Source organism: Rhizobium sp. N324, from assembly GCF_001664485.1.
Lineage (GTDB): Bacteria > Pseudomonadota > Alphaproteobacteria > Rhizobiales > Rhizobiaceae > Rhizobium.
Map to the genome: position 1 here is coordinate 198,233 of NZ_CP013633.1, position 18,839 is coordinate 217,071.

At 60.0% G+C, this 18,839-nt stretch carries 19 protein-coding genes and 2 pseudogenes; 11 read left to right on the forward strand and 10 right to left on the reverse strand.

Annotated features, from left to right (window positions below):
* Positions 1 to 2: 2 nt before the first annotated feature.
* Positions 3 to 1,031, forward strand: coding sequence for a P-type DNA transfer ATPase VirB11 (gene virB11, locus AMK05_RS26500; RefSeq protein ID WP_064842596.1), 1,029 nt, complete (start codon positions 3 to 5; stop codon positions 1,029 to 1,031).
* Positions 1,032 to 1,144: 113 nt separating this feature from the next.
* On the opposite strand, the gene AMK05_RS26505 is transcribed toward virB11, so the two are convergent.
* The 3 genes from AMK05_RS26505 to AMK05_RS26515 form a co-directional block, all read right to left on the reverse strand.
* The gene (locus AMK05_RS26505) at positions 1,145 to 1,651 is read right to left on the reverse strand and encodes a PIN domain-containing protein (RefSeq protein WP_237352259.1); all 507 of its coding nucleotides are present in this window, start codon (positions 1,649 to 1,651) and stop codon (positions 1,145 to 1,147) included.
* Positions 1,641 to 2,087 carry an excisionase gene (locus AMK05_RS26510; protein WP_007636161.1) on the reverse strand — a complete coding sequence of 149 codons (447 nt, stop codon included), beginning with the start codon at positions 2,085 to 2,087 and terminating at the stop codon, positions 1,641 to 1,643. The genes AMK05_RS26505 and AMK05_RS26510 overlap by 11 nt, the downstream gene beginning before the upstream one ends.
* Positions 2,088 to 2,597: 510 nt before the next feature.
* Entirely contained in the window at positions 2,598 to 3,788 is a 1,191-nt protein-coding gene (locus AMK05_RS26515) for a DUF1173 domain-containing protein (RefSeq protein ID WP_064842601.1), read from the reverse strand.
* Between the two features lie 310 nt (positions 3,789 to 4,098).
* On the opposite strand from AMK05_RS26515, the pseudogene AMK05_RS35750 reads away from it, so the two are divergent.
* Positions 4,099 to 4,358: pseudogene (locus AMK05_RS35750) on the forward strand (toprim domain-containing protein); the annotation flags it as partial.
* Between the two features lie 107 nt (positions 4,359 to 4,465).
* On the opposite strand, the gene AMK05_RS34845 reads toward AMK05_RS35750, so the two are convergent.
* On the reverse strand, positions 4,466 to 4,744 hold the full coding sequence (locus tag AMK05_RS34845) for a hypothetical protein (RefSeq protein WP_143535762.1): 279 nt from the start codon (positions 4,742 to 4,744) through the stop codon (positions 4,466 to 4,468).
* On the opposite strand from AMK05_RS34845, the gene AMK05_RS26520 reads away from it, so the two are divergent.
* From AMK05_RS26520 to AMK05_RS35380, 4 genes and pseudogenes are all read left to right on the forward strand, one after another.
* Positions 4,743 to 5,009 (forward strand): type II toxin-antitoxin system Phd/YefM family antitoxin, encoded by a 267-nt coding sequence (locus AMK05_RS26520; RefSeq protein WP_004676093.1) that lies wholly within the window; start codon positions 4,743 to 4,745, stop codon positions 5,007 to 5,009. The two genes, AMK05_RS34845 and AMK05_RS26520, sit on opposite strands and share 2 nt — an antisense overlap.
* A pseudogene (locus tag AMK05_RS26530) lies at positions 5,006 to 5,404 on the forward strand (type II toxin-antitoxin system VapC family toxin). The gene AMK05_RS26520 and the pseudogene AMK05_RS26530 overlap by 4 nt, the downstream one beginning before the upstream one ends.
* 607 nt (positions 5,405 to 6,011) lie before the next feature.
* Positions 6,012 to 6,335: a DUF736 domain-containing protein gene (locus tag AMK05_RS26535; protein ID WP_004676095.1), complete on the forward strand. Its 324-nt coding sequence runs from the start codon at positions 6,012 to 6,014 to the stop codon at positions 6,333 to 6,335.
* 345 nt (positions 6,336 to 6,680) lie between these two features.
* On the forward strand, positions 6,681 to 6,848 hold the full coding sequence (locus AMK05_RS35380; protein WP_004676096.1) for a hypothetical protein: 168 nt from the start codon (positions 6,681 to 6,683) through the stop codon (positions 6,846 to 6,848).
* Positions 6,849 to 6,929: 81 nt separating this feature from the next.
* On the opposite strand, the gene AMK05_RS26540 is transcribed toward AMK05_RS35380, so the two are convergent.
* Positions 6,930 to 7,235, reverse strand: coding sequence for a WGR domain-containing protein (locus AMK05_RS26540; RefSeq protein WP_012489498.1), 306 nt, complete (start codon positions 7,233 to 7,235; stop codon positions 6,930 to 6,932).
* Between the two features lie 503 nt (positions 7,236 to 7,738).
* Here AMK05_RS26540 and AMK05_RS26545 point away from each other — a divergent pair.
* Together AMK05_RS26545 and AMK05_RS26550 are read left to right on the forward strand one after the other, a co-directional pair.
* Entirely contained in the window at positions 7,739 to 8,221 is a 483-nt protein-coding gene (locus tag AMK05_RS26545) for a hypothetical protein (RefSeq protein ID WP_064842608.1), read from the forward strand.
* A 154-nt stretch (positions 8,222 to 8,375) separates the two neighbouring features.
* A complete protein-coding gene (locus AMK05_RS26550; RefSeq protein ID WP_008536018.1) occupies positions 8,376 to 8,645 on the forward strand; it encodes a type II toxin-antitoxin system prevent-host-death family antitoxin in 270 nt (89 codons plus the stop codon).
* 8 nt (positions 8,646 to 8,653) lie between these two features.
* Here AMK05_RS26550 and traG read toward each other — a convergent pair whose 3' ends face one another.
* Genes traG through AMK05_RS33820 form a run of 3 tightly spaced genes read right to left on the reverse strand, consistent with a single transcriptional unit; the run spans position 8,654 to position 11,080 of the window.
* The gene (traG, locus tag AMK05_RS26555; protein ID WP_064842610.1) at positions 8,654 to 10,573 is read right to left on the reverse strand and encodes a Ti-type conjugative transfer system protein TraG; all 1,920 of its coding nucleotides are present in this window, start codon (positions 10,571 to 10,573) and stop codon (positions 8,654 to 8,656) included.
* Positions 10,564 to 10,803: a conjugal transfer protein TraD gene (locus AMK05_RS26560; RefSeq protein WP_064842612.1), complete on the reverse strand. Its 240-nt coding sequence runs from the start codon at positions 10,801 to 10,803 to the stop codon at positions 10,564 to 10,566. The genes traG and AMK05_RS26560 overlap by 10 nt, the downstream gene beginning before the upstream one ends.
* Positions 10,793 to 11,080, reverse strand: a complete 288-nt coding sequence (locus tag AMK05_RS33820; RefSeq protein WP_082935780.1) for a TraC family protein — start codon at positions 11,078 to 11,080, stop codon at positions 10,793 to 10,795. Before AMK05_RS33820 ends, AMK05_RS26560 begins: the two co-directional genes overlap by 11 nt.
* A 177-nt stretch (positions 11,081 to 11,257) precedes the next feature.
* Here AMK05_RS33820 and traA point away from each other — a divergent pair, with 177 nt between their 5' ends.
* Positions 11,258 to 15,934, forward strand: coding sequence for a Ti-type conjugative transfer relaxase TraA (gene traA, locus AMK05_RS26570; protein ID WP_064842617.1), 4,677 nt, complete (start codon positions 11,258 to 11,260; stop codon positions 15,932 to 15,934).
* A 105-nt stretch (positions 15,935 to 16,039) separates the two neighbouring features.
* Here the strand turns inward: traA and rctB are convergent, their stop codons facing one another.
* On the reverse strand, positions 16,040 to 16,336 hold the full coding sequence (gene rctB, locus AMK05_RS36270) for an SMa0974 family conjugal transfer regulator (RefSeq protein WP_425349963.1): 297 nt from the start codon (positions 16,334 to 16,336) through the stop codon (positions 16,040 to 16,042).
* A 338-nt stretch (positions 16,337 to 16,674) separates the two neighbouring features.
* Entirely contained in the window at positions 16,675 to 17,688 is a 1,014-nt protein-coding gene (locus AMK05_RS26580) for a class I SAM-dependent methyltransferase (RefSeq protein WP_064842619.1), read from the reverse strand.
* Here AMK05_RS26580 and AMK05_RS26585 point away from each other — a divergent pair.
* Together AMK05_RS26585 and AMK05_RS26590 are read left to right on the forward strand one after the other, a co-directional pair.
* Positions 17,687 to 17,980: a hypothetical protein gene (locus AMK05_RS26585; RefSeq protein WP_054185335.1), complete on the forward strand. Its 294-nt coding sequence runs from the start codon at positions 17,687 to 17,689 to the stop codon at positions 17,978 to 17,980. The two genes, AMK05_RS26580 and AMK05_RS26585, sit on opposite strands and share 2 nt — an antisense overlap.
* Positions 17,977 to 18,828 (forward strand): helix-turn-helix domain-containing protein, encoded by an 852-nt coding sequence (locus AMK05_RS26590; protein ID WP_237352260.1) that lies wholly within the window; start codon positions 17,977 to 17,979, stop codon positions 18,826 to 18,828. Before AMK05_RS26585 ends, AMK05_RS26590 begins: the two co-directional genes overlap by 4 nt.
* Positions 18,829 to 18,839: the final 11 nt, after the last annotated feature.

Below are 18,839 nucleotides of genomic sequence, written 5' to 3' on the forward strand. Positions count from 1 at the left end.
CAATGACTGAAGCTGCCGACTCCGGCGTCGTGCGCGAACTGCTTTCGCCACTATCACGCTTCCTACGCGACAAGACGCTCTATGAGGTCATCGTCAACCGGCCGGGACAGGTCGTCACGGAGGGTAGGGACGGATGGCAGACCTATGAGATGCCCGAACTTTCGTTCGACCGGCTGATGCGTCTCGCCCGCGCCGTCGCGAGCTTCTCCGATCAATCGATCGACGAGACGCGGCCGATCCTGTCGGCGACCCTGCCGGATGATGAGCGGATCCAGATCGTCATCCCGCCGGCAACGACGAAGGGAACCGTCAGCATTACCATCCGCAAGCCGTCCTCCGTGTCGCTGACCCTGGAGGATCTCGATCATGGAGGATTGTTCGCCGATGTCTTGCCGGCCCAAGACGACGGGCGACGATCAGACCACAGGCTGTTGGAATACTATCGCATCGGCGCCTACAAGGCGTTTCTCCGGGAGGCGGTGTTCGCCAGAAAGAACATCATCATCTCCGGCGCAACCGGGTCGGGAAAAACAACTCTATCGAAAGCGCTGATCCGCCACATTCCGCAAAATGAGCGGATTATTTCCATCGAGGACACACCGGAGCTGGTCGTCCCGCAGCCCAATCATGTTCGGCTCTTCTATTCCAAAGGCGGGCAGGGGCTCGCCAAGGTCGGCGCGAAGGACCTGCTCGAATCCTGCCTGCGCATGCGGCCCGACCGCATTTTGCTGCAGGAACTGCGGGACGGGACGGCATTCTACTACATCCGCAATGTCAACTCCGGCCATCCTGGCTCCATCACCACGGTCCATGCCGACTCGGCCCGCCTCGCCTTTGAGCAGCTGACTTTGCTGGTCAAGGAGTCGGAGGGTGGTGGGGACCTCGAACGGCACGACATCCGCGAGATGTTGACGATCGCGGTCGACATCATCATCCAATGCAAGCGGATCGACGGCCGGTTTCGGGTGAGCGAGATCTACTATCGAGACGCCGCGACTGACCTCGGCCGCTCTTCGTCGGATCGAGCTTAACGGGTTGCGTCCGGGCCTCTAACAATTCTGTCGGTCTCGACCGTCAGTCCAATTGTGCGGCCTTCTCACGCAGGACCACTGAAAACGCGCGGAGCCCCTGATGGTCCAGTGCATCAATGAATTCGTGAACCGCCGGCACCGTCTTCCGTAAATTCAACCGGGCGCCTGATGCTGTCGATCAATGCGCTCGAAAAGGTGGAATGGAGGCCCACGAGGAAATTGTCTGGCGATGCGCAGGCCACCCCATGAGGCCGAAGGTCCGCGGCTGGGAAATCCTTGAGATTCCACGTGACAATCACAGAAGCCTTTCCGGCGATGGCTGCAGCTAAAACATGACGATCATCCGGATCCGGTAGCGAGAGGTCGGGGATGAGAATTCGGTGGTTGCCGACATCGGCATCGGGCAAAACTTCCTTGATCCGATCACGGGTCGCTTCCAGACGGGAGAAGGGTATCTCGGGTGAGCCGATGGCCAGATTGCGAATCCACTCGGCGTGGATGTCGTCGGTCCAGCGTGCGTCGACGAGACCGTCGAAAGCATACTGGACCAAGACATTACGCAAATGGAAAGGGTAGAGGACGCAGGCATCATAGACCGCGACAGGCGGCTTAGAGGCCATGATTGACGATCAGATCCTCTGTGTCCTCGGCCAGCGCGTCGAGGCTTTTCTGGCGAGCATCGAGCTTGGCCTTGAGCGCGAGAACATCCTTCAACTTTGCTCGGCGGTGCTTGCCGACATAGCGGAAGGGCAGATCGCCGCGATCCATGCGCAGCACCACGAGAGGACGTGAGATGCCGAGGATGGTGGAGGCGTCGGTCGGGCTCAATTCCTGATCTTCCGTGAGCACGGCAACACGCTTGCCGCGCAACAGATGATCGAGGAGTGCTTCGACAGGTGCGAGAGCCGAGGCTGGGAGAGAAAGGGTTTGAAGTTGTCCACCTTCACGGCGAATCCGTAGTTCCAGTTGGTCGCCCTCCGCCAGATTTGGCATAGGCGCGACGGCCTTGCGGTCGCGATCCGACAATTTGGTAAATTGAAGAACATGGCTGGTCATGGCGAACACCTCTGACCATGTATATAGGGCAAGTCGCTCATAACTGCGATAACTGAAATATCCTCCGCTTTCCATCTCCGATTTCTGGGTGCCATAGGAGCGCGCGGCGAACGAGCTCGAGCCGCCAACTTGAAGCGTGGGTTACCGCCAACGGCAAGCGCTCCGCTTTCGATGTGATCGTGCAATGCAAAGGGACCGCCTCACCAACTATGCAGAAAAATAGGGCCGCTGGAAAACCAGGGCCCTTTAAGGTGCGAAGGTCAATAACCTTCAGAGGGGAACAGCTGATGCGATGGCACTGGGAGGAAATCCATCGACTGCATCAACTGGAGGCAATATGCTCATATTTTGACCGCTTGGTAAAACATTTTTTGTGCAGTGCAGCTATGCAGAAATGGCAGAGGGTTCTCTGGGCCTATTTGACCGGGATATAGCTACACGCAGTCGGGATCGCCCGCGATTCCTTCCTTTTGGGGCGCCTACGTCGCTGACCAAGGAGGCTGGTGTGGATCATGGCGGCCGCGGCATTTCGCCGTCGGCCACACGCCAGATCCACGGCGTCATCTCGGCTCTCGCGGCGATCATCTCATTCAGTGCAACCTCATAGTCTTCGTCGGCCGTTGTCGGAACAATGAACATGGCGATCGGCGCTGGCCTTGCCTCCGGTAAGGTCACGGAGGCAATCGGTTGGTTGCGCGAAAGATCGAACCGGAGTCCTTTCACGCTCCTTCGCTTCAGGCTTGAGAGCCGCTCCAGGAGACGCTGTTCATGAATGGTTTCGAACGGGATCCAGTTCTCGTTGACCACCATCAGCGCCACTTCCTCGACCGAAGCTATCCCCGCTCCCGAAATGCCGAAGGTGGCGATGACGATGAGATGAAACCCCTCGTTGGATCGCCACAGTTCCAGTTCGGTTTCATATCGGGCATTCAACCGTTTCCACGCACCCTCATCGAGCATGAAGGGGAAAGGCAGGTGGCGCACCAGCATCTTCTGGCCATCGCGCGCTGAGGAAAATTCCTTTACCTCTCCGACGGTCATCATCAGTTTCCGCGGACCGGGACCGGTTAACTGGGCACCGGCCAACATAGCCGCACGCCGCGCTGAAATCCCCTCTTTGTCGTCCTGATGAAACACTTCCGGGACAAACAAGATATCGCTGAGAGGGCCACCGCGGACGATCATCTGCTTTGCCGCGTTCACCAGACTGCTGCGCACGCGCCCCCAGCCGCGTTTCCCGGCCCATAGCGAGGTCCATTCCGTCAGCTCCCCCATGTCCCAGAGATAATGGAGCATCGCCCTGAGCGAGAGCTTCTTGGGCTCGCTTCGCACAGTCTCCGACGGCTCCGAAGGCGATGTCGACGTCGATCGGCCCCCTCGTTTCGACAGCGAAAAATCGAGTTTCAGCGTTGCCGCACCGGTCGCCGCGTCGATTTGGATGGCGTTGCCGATCAACGGCCCGAGGCCGGATAGCTCATACGGCGGGTCGTAAGACGAGCAGCCGGGATCATGCTGCCGGCCTGAGAGCGGCATGCGTTTGATCAGGAATTGGCCATCCATCCGGGCAATGTACATCGGCACCGGCGGTTGCCGACACGGGCAAAATGGCCTGAGCTTCTGTTCGTAAGCGCGTTCGAGCTGCGGCAGAAACTCTGGAGAACTGTCGTCGAACGCCTGGTTGCCGATCAAAAACTGTCGCACGTCGTTCCTCCCTTGCCTGACCAAAGGCTGATCGAGCCGTAAAAGGAAGGCGTAGCATGAGCTTCGCGGACTTTACTAGCGCAAATTAGTTAGTATATAAATGTTACGGCCGCTGGGGCCGATTTCAACGCCATAGGCAGGAAAGAAGATACGTGCATTCCAGCCTCCAAAAATTAAAATTAACGATCATGATAATTAGAAGTCAACGGTGCGTTGATTAGACGTCAGCCCGTCAAAATGTAGAGGCTGCGCCAGCATAAAGTGAGTTCTAATCGCGGGCTACCCAGCCCTTCGAGCCGGCCGGCGCTGAACCGCCAATCACCTTGCCGCCTTCGGACTGCCCGATGGCTGCCGGCGTCTCTACATCGCAGCTGACGCCGATGCGGCCGGCCGGCACGTATCGAGGGATTGAGCTGCCGCGCCCAGGCGCTGGGGATCCTGCCGCTAGTGCTTGCCCCGGAGCTCGGCGACTTCAACGAGGATCTGCGCCGGCTCAGCCCGGAACGGCTCATCGCTAATCTCAGGGCGCAGCTCGTTCTGGAAAACGCTCTGGCCTTTCTGCCCGCATGATCGAGCCGGACGGGGAAGGTGAGGGCGTGAGGGCCTACAGGATGGCCGGTCTCTGCCGGTCGCCGCACGGGTAGGCGCCCGCCCGCGGGCCTGCCGAGAGGCGACCCTTACCATGCGGCGGGCGGGCCTTCAGCGGGTCGCTCAGGTTTCTTCCCCTGGCTTCCCGCCGCAATGACGACATGCTCTCGGTCATGCCGGCTGGCGTCGTCATGTTCCCCGGCTCCGGCATTACCGGCAATCTGGCCGACAAGGCCCGCCGACTTGGCATCTCCGTTTGGCAAGCGGCGGGAGATGGCGCGTAAGCCATCTGTCCATACGGCTGAAGGAGATGCTTGCATTTCGTAAAAATTGTGTACACATTTGCCGTTGAAACGGAGCTTCGCCATGACCCAATCTCGGCAGCAAATACCATCTCCCCGCCGTGTCGGCGTGCGGGAATTTCGCGGCAACCTGACGTCTTTCCTCAAGCAGGTCGAAGACGGCCAGCGGTTCGTCCTGACGTCGCATCACAAGGTTGTCGCCGAAATCGGCCCGCCGTCAGCCGGCGTCGTCATGCGGAAACCAGGCGCGCTGCGCGGAAAGATCAAAGTTGCCGATGACTTCGATGGTCTGCCGGCGGATGTTTTGAAGTCCATGGAAGACGGGACGTGAGGCTGCTGTTCGATACACATGCCTTGCTGTGGTGGCTGAACGACGACGAGAAGCTAGGGAACCATGCGCGTCGCCTTATCGGCGATCCCTAGAATGATGTCCTCGTCAGTGCTGTCTCGCTTTGGGAAATCACTGTGAAGCTGCGCATCGGCAAACTTGATGCCGATATCGAAGAGATTGTTGCGATTTTGCCGGATCAAGGTTTCGACCGGCTGGATATCTCGGACGCGCATCTTATCGCTCTCGCTGCTCTTCCACTTCATCACCGCGATCCTTTCGATCATCTGCTCATGGCGCAAGCCGTGGCGGGGGGAGCGTATTTGGTTTCGGACGATCAAAATGCCGCGCTTTATGGCATTCCGTTTGTGACTTGCTCCGATCCTGTTGCCTTGTGATCTCACCGAGCTTGGCTCCGCGGATGAAGCCGGCTCAGATCGTTCCGGTTGCGTGTTTGCCAATGGCGATGTACCTGGCGACCCATCGGCGGCTCAGGTGCTTGGGAGCGGGCACGTTTGGGGAAGATCACTCATTCGACACCCGCGTGAACAGCTTCACCCGGGATTGGAGCACGGTCTGCAGACGGCAATGCGGTGCCGCGGCGACCTCGCCGATCGGCAGAAATGCTATCGAGGTGCTCACAGCCTGCCGCAGCCGGGAGCGGGCGAGGGATTATGTTGATCGACATGCGGGCGAAGCGTCCGTGGAGTGCGCGGCCAATATCCCCCAGTGCTTGGACCGGGGGGCCATGATGGTTTGTCGCAGCCTTCGATTGCCCCGAACCATTCCCGTTTTATGTCGCTCATATAGACGACCGCCTGCTTTTGCGGCCAACCCCTGAAGGGGTAAGACTCGCCCGAAATTTTTGCAAAATTCGATTTCGGTTCGCTTGTCCTGGTGGAAAATAGAATTTTGCAAAATTTTCAGGCGAGCTGACCGCAGCAGGTCGGCCGTCTCTTCGTGCGCCATCGGGAATGGTCCCGAGCAACCGAAGAGACAACAACCATGGCCACCACGATCGCAACGCTCACGCAGAAGACCGACGGCATCCTCGAAGGCGTCTTCGCCACGATCCGGGTCAACGCCCCGATCGCCATCGTCCCAAATGCCAGCAAGGCAAGCGAAGAAGCGCCCGACTACCGCGTCATCCACCGCAAGACGGGCTTCGAGATCGGCGCCGCCTGGAACCGCATCGCGCGGCAGACCGGCGAGGAATACCTCTCAGTGAAGCTTGAGGCTCCCGAGATCGGTGTGATCTTCGGCAATCTCGCACCGGCACCCGGCGGCGATCCTAGCAAGAAGGTGATCCTCTGGAACAGCCCGAACTGAAGAACAAAGCGAGCGGCCCCGAGCAATCGGGGCCGGCTTCGCCGTATCTCAGGTTTTGCGCGCAATAGCGGGATTGAAAGCGGGCATCGAGCCCGCTTTCAATCCTCCTGTCGTGCCACACGAGACCAAGGACACTGTCTGATCAGATACTTGAAGTCTGCCGTGAGGCTCGTGCCGCCTCAAGGACTTCGCGGCCCCTCCAATTTTCAGCCGACGCCCTGAAGGGCACCGTCAGAAAATCGGTTCCTCCGCTCGCCGGCTCCGCCGGTCGCTGACGCGATCCTTGACCCGGCCCGATCCTCACGACCCCGGGCGTCATCTTTCACATTTCAGGAGATGACGACGATGACGATTGCACTCGAAATTCAGGTTGAGGAACTGCGGGCCGAGCTCAGGAACGCCGATCCGGCTGAGCGCCGCCAGATCGAAGCGGAGCTGGAGATCGCTCGGGCCGAACTGAGGGTAGCGATCGCCGAGCAGGAGGGCGCCATCGACGCCGCGCCACCCTTCTGAGGGCGGCGTGTGCCTCCTCGCCTGGGCCGGCGCGCCGGATCGACCGGCGCGTCGACCCGAAGCTACGCTTCACGCCGATAATTACCGGCAAGGACCAGGAAGACTTCCGCGGACAGCCCGGACCATGGGTTCCCGCCCGGCATTTGTGTTCGGCCTATAGCCGCGCGCACGTTTTGATCGGAGAAGTTCGAGGAACATACGGACTGCATCCTCCTCTCTGTCGAAGTGATGCACCATGGCTTGTCCGATCGTTCCGATGCGTCCCCATCGCCGCGTCAGGCAAGGTGTGCCGAACAACGTCGGTTCGATTGCGAGCGCGTAGAAGCGCGCCATGTTTTTCGTCGCGTCCGTGCGTTCGATGTAGAGCTGATAGGGTTGAGTGAGCATGACGGAGAGTCGCCTCTTCCAGCCTTTGCGTCTAACGACACTTATGAATCGGTCGGCCCACACCGATTCATTTTTGTGATGATCGTCGAAGCCGAAGATCATAAATTTGGGCGAGCCGGCCAATCGCCGGCCGGGTGCTATTCGCTCCGCTCACGGAGCCCGAACACCGTCTGCGCCTCCGGTCACGCCCCCTCTCGCGGAATGACGTGAGCGAATTGCCCAGCCGCAGGGCGGGGTTCTATCCTCGATACCTGCTGCCGGCTCACGCCGGAAACGGTCGCGTCCCCTTCGGGTCCGCGGGTCTCTTCTCTCTCTGACGTCCAATTTTACTCCAGCAAATCCGGCGTCAAGGACGGCGCGTCTCCCCCAATTTTTCCGCTGCTGCGTTTCACTGCGCTCTGGAAAAATCGGTTCCCCCGCTTGCGAGCCGCGTTCCGCGGTCCTTGACCCCTCTTTGCAACAGAGTGGCCGATCTCCGTCATCAAGATGAAGGAGATCACATTATGACAACCGATCAGAACCTCATGCTCTACACCAAGCTTGCCGGCTTCCGGCTCGTCGTCCTGGCAAACCGCTTCGGCTGCGACAGCGATTTTTCACGAGAGCTTCACGATCGCCTGGTTGAGGGGCTCGACGCGGCAATCGATCGGATCCGCGTCATCATGGAATTGGAAAGAAGTGTTCTCATCGGGGAGGATGAATTCGCCGAATATCAGCTGGAGGGCGAGATCGAGATTTTCGGGCGCTTCACTATCAATCTGCTGGACGAACTCGAATTTGATTACGACACGCATGAATTCCGCGTCAACGGCGGCGATTGGATGAGCGCTTGGGCTGCCGACGACACTGGCGTCGATATCAACTATCCTGAGCTCGTTGCGCTGATTGCGGACGAACTCGGCTCGCTGGCGCCGATCATCAAGGATATCACGTTGGCAACTCGCATCCCGGTCTATGCGGGGCGCGCCGTTTGGTCATGGTGGTAGCAGCACCATCTCACATACTGAGAGGCGACAGACGAGGTTGCCTCTCAGTTGCCGATGGCCCTCAAGTGAGCAGAGGAAGGACGGCTGCGAAGTTTCACAACAATCGCAGTAATGTTGTAAATGCTGTAAATTCCAGCGATAGCAAGGAAGCCCAATGCCGAAGCCAAGCGGGACGTATTCAACCAGTGACCTCTCACGTAAATCCGGCGACATCATCGCCGAGGCGCTGCGTCATCCGGTGACGATCACCCAGCGGAACAAACCCCGGCTGGTTCTCCTCAATATCGAAGATTATCAGCAACTGATCAGGCAGGCAGACCGACGCACCGTCGGCACTATCGAAACGATGCCCGATGAGCTTTTTGCCGAACTCGAAAACGCCGTCGACGCCTATGCCGGCGAGGACGAGGTGGGCCGCTCATAAAACCACGATCATAGCACCGGTTTGACGAAACGATTGACCTTAGCTGCCTGATCCATCTCCTTTCGCCGGAAGTAGATCGCCCGGCCGCAGCGGATCGGACTATGCCCCTGGACGATGATGATCTGCTCGTCCTTCCTCATCGACTGGGTGATCTCGTGCGGCATGATCAGCGGCCGGCGCTGGAAGTTGACGTTCTCGGATCTCCTGGATGCATTGTTCTTCGTGTCCCAGCCGATGTTGCGGGAACTGCCCTTCACCTCCACCGTCATCTCGCCACATTGCGCAGAGACGTTGCGCGCCGTGTCGAGCGCCTTGATCGCTGCGTAAGAGGCGAACGCGCAGCCATCGATCCATGACGTCGCGCCATCCTTCCCGAAATGCCGCTCCAACTGCCCGACCGATTGGTACATCAACATCATCGAGATGCCGTACTTGCGGCCGCGGTCGCGCGCCTCCTCGAGCACGCGCATGTAGCCAAGAAGATCGACCTCATCGAGCATGAACAGCGCCCGGCGCTGGAAGGCGCCGTCGGCCTGCACCATGGCGTTGATGAGCGAGCCGATGATCACACGAGCGATGCCCGGATAGGAGCGCAGGATCGATGCGGAGATGTTGAGGAAGACGTCCTTCTTGCCCGAAACGATATCACTCGATTTGAAGGCATTGCCGCAGACGAGCGCGGCATAGCTGTCGAGCGACAGCCACTGGGTATCCTTCGATGCTGTGGAATAGACGCCCGAAAACGTCTGCTCGGTCATGTTGGTGAAGACGCCGAGCGTTTCGCGGATGAAGGCCGAACCGGAATGCTCCTGAATGTCGCGCAGCATAGCGAGCACCGAGGGCTCCGGTTCGGAAACGATCTGGCGGAGACTGCGCAAGCTTCGCCGGCCGTCATATTCGGGCGAGAGCATCACATGGGCGAGCAGACCGGTCAGGAGGTTGTGCGCCTGGTTCTGGAAGTAGGATCCCGTCGAGCTTTCGAAGCGAAGGCTTTCCGACAGCAGCATATGGGCAATGCCGACGATGTCCTCTTCCTTTTGCTTGGATGCTTCGATCCCGTCGAGCACGTTGAAGCCCATGATCGGGTTCGTCGGATCGAGCACCATGACCTCGCGCTTGAGGGCGCGGGCTCGGTGTTCGGCCACCATTGGTGCGACCTCGGTGGAGGGATCGAGGCAGATCAACGGCCCGCTATAGCGCAGCGCCGTCGGGACGACGTTGCTGGTGGTCTTGTATCCGCCCGATCCCGCGAAAAACAGCATATGGGTGGAATCGAAGTCCTGTCTGTAGGTGAGCAATGGCGCCTTCCCGCCCTGTCCCCAGGTGCTACGATCGTTTGCATCGAAGGGAAGCGCACGGACGATTTCCTTGTCGACCCGATAGCGCTCGCCGACGACGATTTCCCCATCCGGCGGAAACAATTTTCCTGCTGCCGCCATCGGCAGCCAATCGGCATCTCCGAATATTCCCCGCCGGGCACGCTTGATTTCATCTGGCACGACGACGGAGATGCGGGCGGACACCGCTACTGCCATGAAGCCGGCGACGGCGGCGATGACTGCGACCATATCAAGATAGGACAGCGCTCGATCCCACGGAACGACCCGGGCCTGCACAGTCGGTGCAAGCCGGCCGAATTCGCGCAGCGCATAGAAGGCGGCAACGCCGAGAAAACACAAAAGACTTGCCATGGCGACCGGCCTTCGCCAATGCAGCGGCAAGGCCCACACGGTCAGAAGCCCGGCAAGAGGTCCGAACAGTAGAGGCGGCACAGGTGCTGCTCGCAGGAACCAATATTCCATCCTTCCCGACATGCCGGCGGCGAGTCCCGGCCACCGCCAGCCAACAATGTAGATTGTGATCGTGGTGACGGCGATCGGCACCAAAACCAGTAACAGGCTCGGATGCGGTTTCCCTCTTAGGCCCATCTCACCTTCTCCTCGAGATGCAATGAACCGTTCCTCAGCGAGGGGGCCTTGAAAGCCTCTTCGCCGATATTGCGCAGCCGCCGATGCTCGATGGAGCCTGGGACGAGCTTTGCCAGTTCTATGAGGCCGCCGAGCAGGAATGCCCGATCGGCTTTCGACAGCCCGGCTTTGACGACGATTCCGCCGAGCAGGAACTTCTCGCGCGCGTCGCGCTTGCGCTCAGCCGTCATTTGGCACCTGCCCCTGCGCTCCAGCGCCGCTATCTCCAGATCGACGCGCTTGAGGAGCGGGGCCAGCGGCGCCTTTCCTTTCCCCCTTTCGAAATCGCGCGGCGATCTCCTCGATGATCCGATCGACCTCCTCGTCGGCGATCTCCATCTCCGCAAGCCCGGTTCTGGTCGCGGCGCGGGCAAACCGCTCGGCCGATTTAACTATCAACAATCGTTTGCGTTCGCGCAGCTTTTCGATCTGGGCGTCGAGATCGGAAATCGATGATTTTACAGCCACCGCCAGTTCCTTTCCGTTTTCAGATAATCGCACCGATGCCATTATACTAACTAGAATAAAATAGTAAAATGCGTTAGCGTGCAACCGGAAAAACGGCATCGGCCCTACGGTCCGATCGGTTTGAGGGCGCAATATACGTCGCTGTCGCGACGTGCTTGGGCCAGTCTGGAGACGCCAGTGGCGATCATGTTCGTCAGAGCGCAGGTGATCAGCAGGGGAGCGGGACGCAGCATCGTCTCGGCGGCTGCCTATCGTCACCGGGCCCGGATGATGGACGAGCAGGCGGGAACGTCGTTCAGCTATCGCGGCGGAGCGGGTGAACTGACGCATGAGGAACTGGCGCTGCCGGAACAGATCCCCGCCTGGCTGCACAATGCGATCGACGGCCATTCGGTCGCCGGCGCCAGCGAGGCGCTTTGGAATGCCGTCGATGCCTTCGAGACGCGGGCTGATGCGCAGCTCGCCCGTGAGCTGATTATTGCATTGCCGGAAGAACTGACGCGCGCCGAGAACATCGCGCTGGTGCGCGAATTTGTCCGCGACAATCTCACCTCGAAAGGAATGGTCGCCGATTGGGTCTATCACGACAAGGACGGTAACCCGCACATCCATCTGATGACGACGCTTCGGCCGCTGACGGAGGAGGGGTTCGGGCCGAAGAAAGTCGCCGTTCTGGGAGAGGATGGCAAGCCGCTGCGTGTCGTCACGCCCGATCGTCCGAACGGCAAGATCGTCTATAAGGTCTGGGCGGGCGACAAGGAAACGATGAAGGCGTGGAAGATCGCCTGGGCGGAAGCTGCCAACCGGCATCTGGCGCTGGCCGGACATGACATCCGCCTCGATGGTCGCTCGTATGCCGAACAGGGCCTCGACGGTATTGCGCAAAAACATCTCGGGCCGGAGAAGGCGGCGCTCGCGCGAAAGGGCAGGGAGTTCCACTTCGCCCCCTCCGATCTTGCCCGCCGCCAGGAGATGGCCGATCGGCTGCTGGCCGAGCCCGAGCTTTTGCTGAAGCAGCTCGGCAATGAACGCTCTACCTTCGACGAGCGCGACATCGCCAGGGCGCTGCATCGTTATGTCGACGATCCCACCGATTTTGCCAACATCCGCGCCAGGCTGATGGCGTCGGACCAGCTGGTCATACTGAGGCCGCAGGAGATCGAGGCAGAGACAGGAAAGGTGTCGGAGCCCGCGATGTTTACGACGCGGGAGATGCTGCGCATCGAATACGACATGGCGCAGTCGGCGCGGGTTTTGTCGGAGCGCCGCGGCTTCGGTGTTTCCGAGCGGAATGTGACGGTGGCGATCGAACGCGTGGAGAGCGGCGATCCAAAGAATCCGTTTCGGCTCGATGCAGAGCAGGTCGATGCTGTCCGTCATGTCACCGGTGATGGTGGCATTGCCGCTATTGTAGGCCTTGCCGGCGCCGGCAAATCGACGCTGCTTGCTGCCGCACGTCTTGCCTGGGAGAGCGAGGGACACCGGGTGATCGGTGCAGCCCTTGCCGGCAAGGCCGCGGAAGGGCTGCAAGACAGTTCCGGCATCAAGTCGCGGACGCTTGCCTCCTGGGAACTGGCCTGGGCCAATGGGCGCGATACGCTCCATCGCGGTGATGTGCTGGTGATCGACGAGGCCGGCATGGTGGCCTCGCAGCAGATGGCCCGTGTGCTGAAGATTGCCGAGGAGGCTGAGGTAAAGGTCGTGCTGGTCGGCGATGCGATGCAGCTGCAGCCGATCCAGGCCGGTGCTGCCTTCCGGGCAATTACCGAACGGATCGGTTTTGCCGAGCTTGCGGGCGTGCGCCGCCAGCGTGAGGCCTGGGCACGCGGTGCCTCGCATCTGTTTGCCCGCGGGGAGGTCGAGAAGGGGCTCGATGCCTATGCCCGGCATGACCATCTGGTCGAGGCGGAAACGCGCCAGGAGATCGTCGATCGCATCGTTGCCGATTGGAGCGGTGCGCGCAGAGAGGCGATCGGTCGATCTGTTTCCGAGGGCAGGGACGGTAGTCTTCGCGGCGATGAGCTGCTCGTGCTCGCCCATACCAACGCGGACGTCAAACGTCTGAACGAAGCGCTGCGATCGGTGATGACGGGTGAGGGCGCGCTTGGCGAGAGCCGCACTTTCCGAACCGAGCGGGGCGCACGGGAGTTTGCCGCCGGCGACCGCATCATCTTCCTCGAAAATGCGCGTTTCATCGAGCCGCGCGCCCAGCGTCTCGGCCCGCAATATACGAAGAACGGCATGCTCGGCACGGTCGTTTCCACTGGCGACGAGCGAGGCGAGGTTCTGCTGTCGGTGCGTCTGGACAATGGCAGCAAGGTCGTCTTCAGCGAGGACAGCTATCGCAATGTCGACCACGGCTATGCCGCAACGATCCACAAATCGCAGGGCGCTACCGTCGATCGCACCTTCGTGCTGGCAACCGGCATGATGGACCAGCATCTGACCTATGTGTCGATGACGAGGCATCGCGACCGCGTCGATCTTTATGCGGCCAAAGAAGATTTTGCGGCAAAACCTGAATGGGGACGCAAGCCGCGTGTCGATCATGCCGCGGGTGTGACCGGCGAGCTTGTCGAAACCGGCGAAGCCAAATTCCGGCCTGATGACGAGGATGCCGACGACAGCCCTTATGCCGACGTCAGGGCGGACGACGGAACCGTCCATCGGCTTTGGGGCGTGAGCCTGCCGAAGGCACTCGAGGAGGCCGGCATCCAGGAAGCCGACACGGTGACGCTCAGAAAGGATGGCGTCGAGCGGGTCAAGGTCCGGATTGCCGTTGTCGACGAGGCGACAGGTCACAAGCGTTACGAGGAGAGGGAGGTCGATCGCAACGTCTGGACGGCGCAACAGGTCGAGAACGCGAGAGCGCGACAGGAGCGCATCGCGCGGGAAAGTCATCGGCCGGATGTGTTCAAGCAGCTTGTCGAACGCTTGTCGCGCTCCGGTGCCAAGACGACGACGCTCGATTTTGAAAGAGAGGCCGGCTATCGCGCCCAGGCGCAAGACTTCGCCCGGCGCCGCGGGCTCAATCATCTCTCCCTTGCCGCAGCCGAGCTGGAGGAAAACCTTACCCAGCGCTGGGCGTGGATTGCCGCGAAACGGGAGCAGGTGGAAAAGCTCTGGGAGAGGGCAAGCGTGGCGCTCGGCTTTGCCATCGAGCGGGAACGGCGGGTCGCCTACAATGAAGAACGGAGCCAAACGATGGTCGAAGCGACATCCAGTGACGCGCGAACTGCATCCCACTCCGTCTCGGGCGCAAGCGCTGATGAAACACGCTATCTGATGCCGCCGGCCACGTTCTTCGGCAGCAGCGCCGAGGAGGATGCGCGGCTGGCGCAGCTTGCGTCGCCGGCTTGGATCGAGCGGGAGGCGATCCTGCGGCCGCTGCTGGAGACGATCTACAGGGATCCGGATGCAGCGCTCGTCTCGCTGAATGCACTGGCGTCGGATATCGGGGTCGAACCTCGCAGGCTCGCCGACGATCTTGCCGCAGCCCCTGATCGGCTTGGCCGGCTGCGTGGCTCCGAGCTGATCGTCGACGGACGCGCGGCGCGTGAAGAGCGCAATCTCGCTGTGGCGGCCGTGAAGGAACTGCTTCCGATGGCCCGCGCCCATGCGACCGAGTTCCGCAGGAACGCCGAACGGTTCGAACTGCGCGAGCAGAAGCGCCGCGCGCATATGTCATTGTCGATCCCGGCGCTCTCCGAACGCGCCATGGCGCGTCTTATGGAAATCGAGGCGGTGCGCCGCCAGGGCGGGGACGATGCTTATAAGACGGCCTTCGCGCTCGCCGCCAAAGATCGGTCGGTGGTGCAGGAGATCAAGGCGGTGAGCGAAGCTTTGACGGACCGCTTTGGCTGGAGCGCATTTAGCGCGAAGGCGGATGCGATCGCTGAACGCAATATCGCCGAGCGCATGCCGGAGGACCTCACGGATGAACGGCGCGGAAAGCTGACCCGCTTGTTCAAAGCCGTGCGGCGCTTTGCCGAGGAGCAGCACCTCGCCGAGCGTCGGGATCGTTCGAAAGTCGTCGCCGGCGCGAGCGCCGATTTGAGGAAAGAGCCAGGAAAGGAGAATGTCACCATGGCGCCCATGTTTGCCGCCGTCACCGAGTTCAAGGTTCCCGTCGACGACGAGGCGCGATCTCGTTCTCTTGCTTCGCCTCTCTATCGCCAGCAGCGCGCCGCGCTGGCCGTGGCGGCACGAATGATATGGCCCGATCCCGCCGACTTCGTCGATAAGGTCGAAGATTTGCTCGGGAAAGGTTTTGCCGCCGATCGCATCGCTGCCGCTGTGGCCAATGACCCGGCGGCCTACGCGGCCTTGCGCGGTTCCGACCGTCTCGTAGACCGGATGCTGGCCTCTGGCCGAGAGCGGAAAGAGGCGACGCGGACCGTGCCGGAAGCTGCAGCGCGTCTGCGCGCGCTCGGTGCGGCCTACCTCAATGCCCTCGATTCCGAACACCAGGCTATCACGGACGAACGGCGGCGCATGGCGGTTGCCATTCCAGCTCTTTCGAAAGCTGCGGAAGAGGCGCTGGTGCGCCTGACGGCCGAGGCGAGGAAGGACAGCAGAAGGCTCGGCGTCTCCGCCGCGTCCCTCGATCCGGGCATTGGCCGGGAGTTTGCGGCCGTCAGCCGGGCGCTCGACGAGCGCTTTGGTCGCAATGCCCTCGTCCGAGGTGACAAGGATCTTGTCAACCGCGTGCCGCCACCGCAGCGCCGAGCTTTCGCGGCGATGCAGGAGCGGTTGAAGGTCCTGCAGCAGACTGTCCGTCTGCAGAGCAGTGAGCAGATCATAGCGGAGCGGCGCCAAAGGGCTGCTAGCCGCGCTCGCGGCATCAACCTCTGAGACTCGAAGAAAAGCGGGGTGACGAAATGGTTGGTAGATTGGAAAAGCATTACGACCTGATTGTCCCGAGATCGATTTTCCTTTGGGTGGCGAAGTTGGACGAAGCTATTGTTCGTCGCTTCCGCAGCGGTCGTTGTGGAGGCGATTGCAGGTCTCACCAGATCGCGTGTCGTCTGCGTGACGCCACTCTATAGCCCCCTCGGACACGGACGTGGCCAGAAACAAGCCTGCTTCCAACAGCGCGCGGATGCCACAGAAGGTGACGTGGTCTCGCGCTGAGACCCTGAAGAACAAGCTTTCACTAGTCGGCCTTATGATCGCGCCTCCACCTTCGAAAGCTAGAAACCTGTCAGGTCCCACGGAGACGAGGGATTGGTAGAAGTCCTCGATTTGCGTGCAGATCTTGTCGGCAACGTGCTGCGTGCGCGAGATAGCGACACACGCTTCGGCGACGTGTACGCACTTTGGAACATCTTCCTCACCCGCGAATGATGGCGCTCGTGGCAGGACCAGATGCGCGTTGCCCGGCGGGCTCAGCTCAACGAAGTGACGGACTTCGCCAATCGATTTCTTCATGCTGTTCCTGCCTGTTTGGAGAAAAAAGGCTTTTTCGAGATGGCAAAGCGCTGAGGGCTGCTCAACGTGATGGAGCGCTTTCTGCTGACACGAACGTTGTTCCAGTTGAGGCTCGTGAAGACGTGACGCAGTTGCGCTCACGCGACGGTGAAGATGAGGAGCCGCTAAAGGGTCCAGGATCGCCCCGATAGCCGCCTTGCTTCGGATTCCGGGTAAAGGCGGTAAGGAAGGTCCGCATAGACATATTCTGCCGGAATCGCGGGTGGGGACAGCTTCGATAGGAACAGGTCGAGATTCTGCTGACTGTTGCTGGAGACAAGGGTGTAGAAATTGCCGCTGTTCCAGGTGACGAATGAGTGTCCAAAGAACCGGCGTAGTGTTGCGCTCATCTCCGAAAGGGTGACTTCGTTTCGATCCATTCGCGTCAGCACCGTGTCTTCCTTCGCGCGAATATCTGACGCGCTGAAGAAGCGAGCTTTGAAGCTATGGTCCTTCTGGCGTTCCCGCCGCCGATATTCCTCGTCGTCTTCATGCCTGAACTTCTCGACGAACATGAAGAGCCCGTTGGTCTTGAGATGCTGCGAGACGAAACGGATCTGATCGAAGCGATTTGGCGAATACATCTGGAAAGTCGTGTCCTCGAGGATGATATCGAAACCGCTGCCAAACTTTCGGAGCTCCACGTCTTCTTGGACCCTTTGCGATGTCAAATGATGAAATGGTCCGTGAAAAAACATGGCGTGAGGAGGAACGCCATAGGCATAGAAGCTTCTGAGGTTCTCGACGTTGGGACTGCAGGACAGTGTTTCTATCCTGCCATTACCAAGTTCGCCGATCACACGAGCCATCGTCCCTTCGGCTGTACCTAGCGTGTAGAGCTGCAGTTGACCCTTTCTGGCCCGCGCGTATTTGAGGATCGCGCTGCCTAAACGGCACTCTTCTTCGAGCCGGTAGGGTATGCTGCTCAAGTAGTGCTTATCAAACGGACCTTGGCGCAGCGGATGAAGGGCTGAAAAGCGCCTGAACGTCATGTCCACTGGGAACAAGCGGCGATCGAGCTCAGGCGGACGGATAGGCATTCCGGCCCCACCGGATGCGGTCGTCGAAAAAAACTCAGTAAGCTCGTTAAGACGAGGGGCGCGGTCGCACTCCTCAATGAAGTCGGCAAATTCACGCATGCGAAAGCCTGCCTTTCTCTCGCACCATCGCGTTTTTGGGATTCAGGAGGAAATCGCGCATCCCGAAAAGATTGTGCCGTCAGCGATGATGTCGGCAGAAGATGATCGCGAACATCATGTTTTCGCATCCACGATTTTGATTGGTTTTCATGAAATTGACATGAAATTCGACCTGAGGTTAAAGCCTGGCTTGTTGACAACTTGGGGTGAGGTAGGGTCGCTACCACGCCGGTTTTTCAAGGGAGCAGCTGTCGAGTGGGGATCATTCCATCAATTCACCCCGAGAGGATGAAGAAGTCACAAGGGGAGATCACCCTTCACCAGCAAGGCCATTGGAGCCATGCCCGCGCAGATGTCATTCGCCGGCGCAGTCTCGGGCGACAGGTTATCGACGTTGTCGCGGATGACCACCTGATCTTCCTCAACATAAGGGGTACGGCGGCATCCGGCGAAAATTTTGTGGACGGACGAAGAGTCGAGTTCAGTCCGCGTCCAGACGGCTCGCTTGTTTACATTCCGCCCGGTTGCCATTGGAGCGGTTGGGATGAAGGCGATGCTGAGGGTTGTTATCTTATGATAACCGTGACGCAGGATTTTTTTTCCAACCTCACGACCAAGCTCCCGCGCGTAGGCACCTTACGTCCGGAGCTTGGATTTAGAGATCTGCCAATCCAATGCTTGGCGCGGCAGATCGCCGGGGAACTTTCACACGACGATTCCGTAGGGAGTCTTATCGTTGAAGGGCACCTAGCGGCTATCTTCGGACTTCTGCAGCGCCGCTCCGGCACATCTGGCAGATTGTCTCGAGGAGGATTGTCTCCTACGGTTCTCAAGCGGGTGATAGGGCGAATTGAAGCTCACATCGATCGACCTCCGAGCGTGCGCGCTCTGGCTGAAGAGGCGGGATTGACCTACGAGCATTTTTCCCGCGCTTTCAAGCAGTCGCAAGGCTCGACGCCCTATGGCTTCTATAACCAGCGCCGCCTTGAACGCGTGACCGACCTTCTCCGCACGACTGCGATCAGTGTGACCGAGATCGCCATCGCCTGTGGCTACTCCAGCGGGAGCCACCTCTCGACCAGATTTCGCCGAGAGACGGGATTTTCCCCTGCCGAGTACCGGGCGCTCTGGAAAGAGTAGCTGGTTCTGGA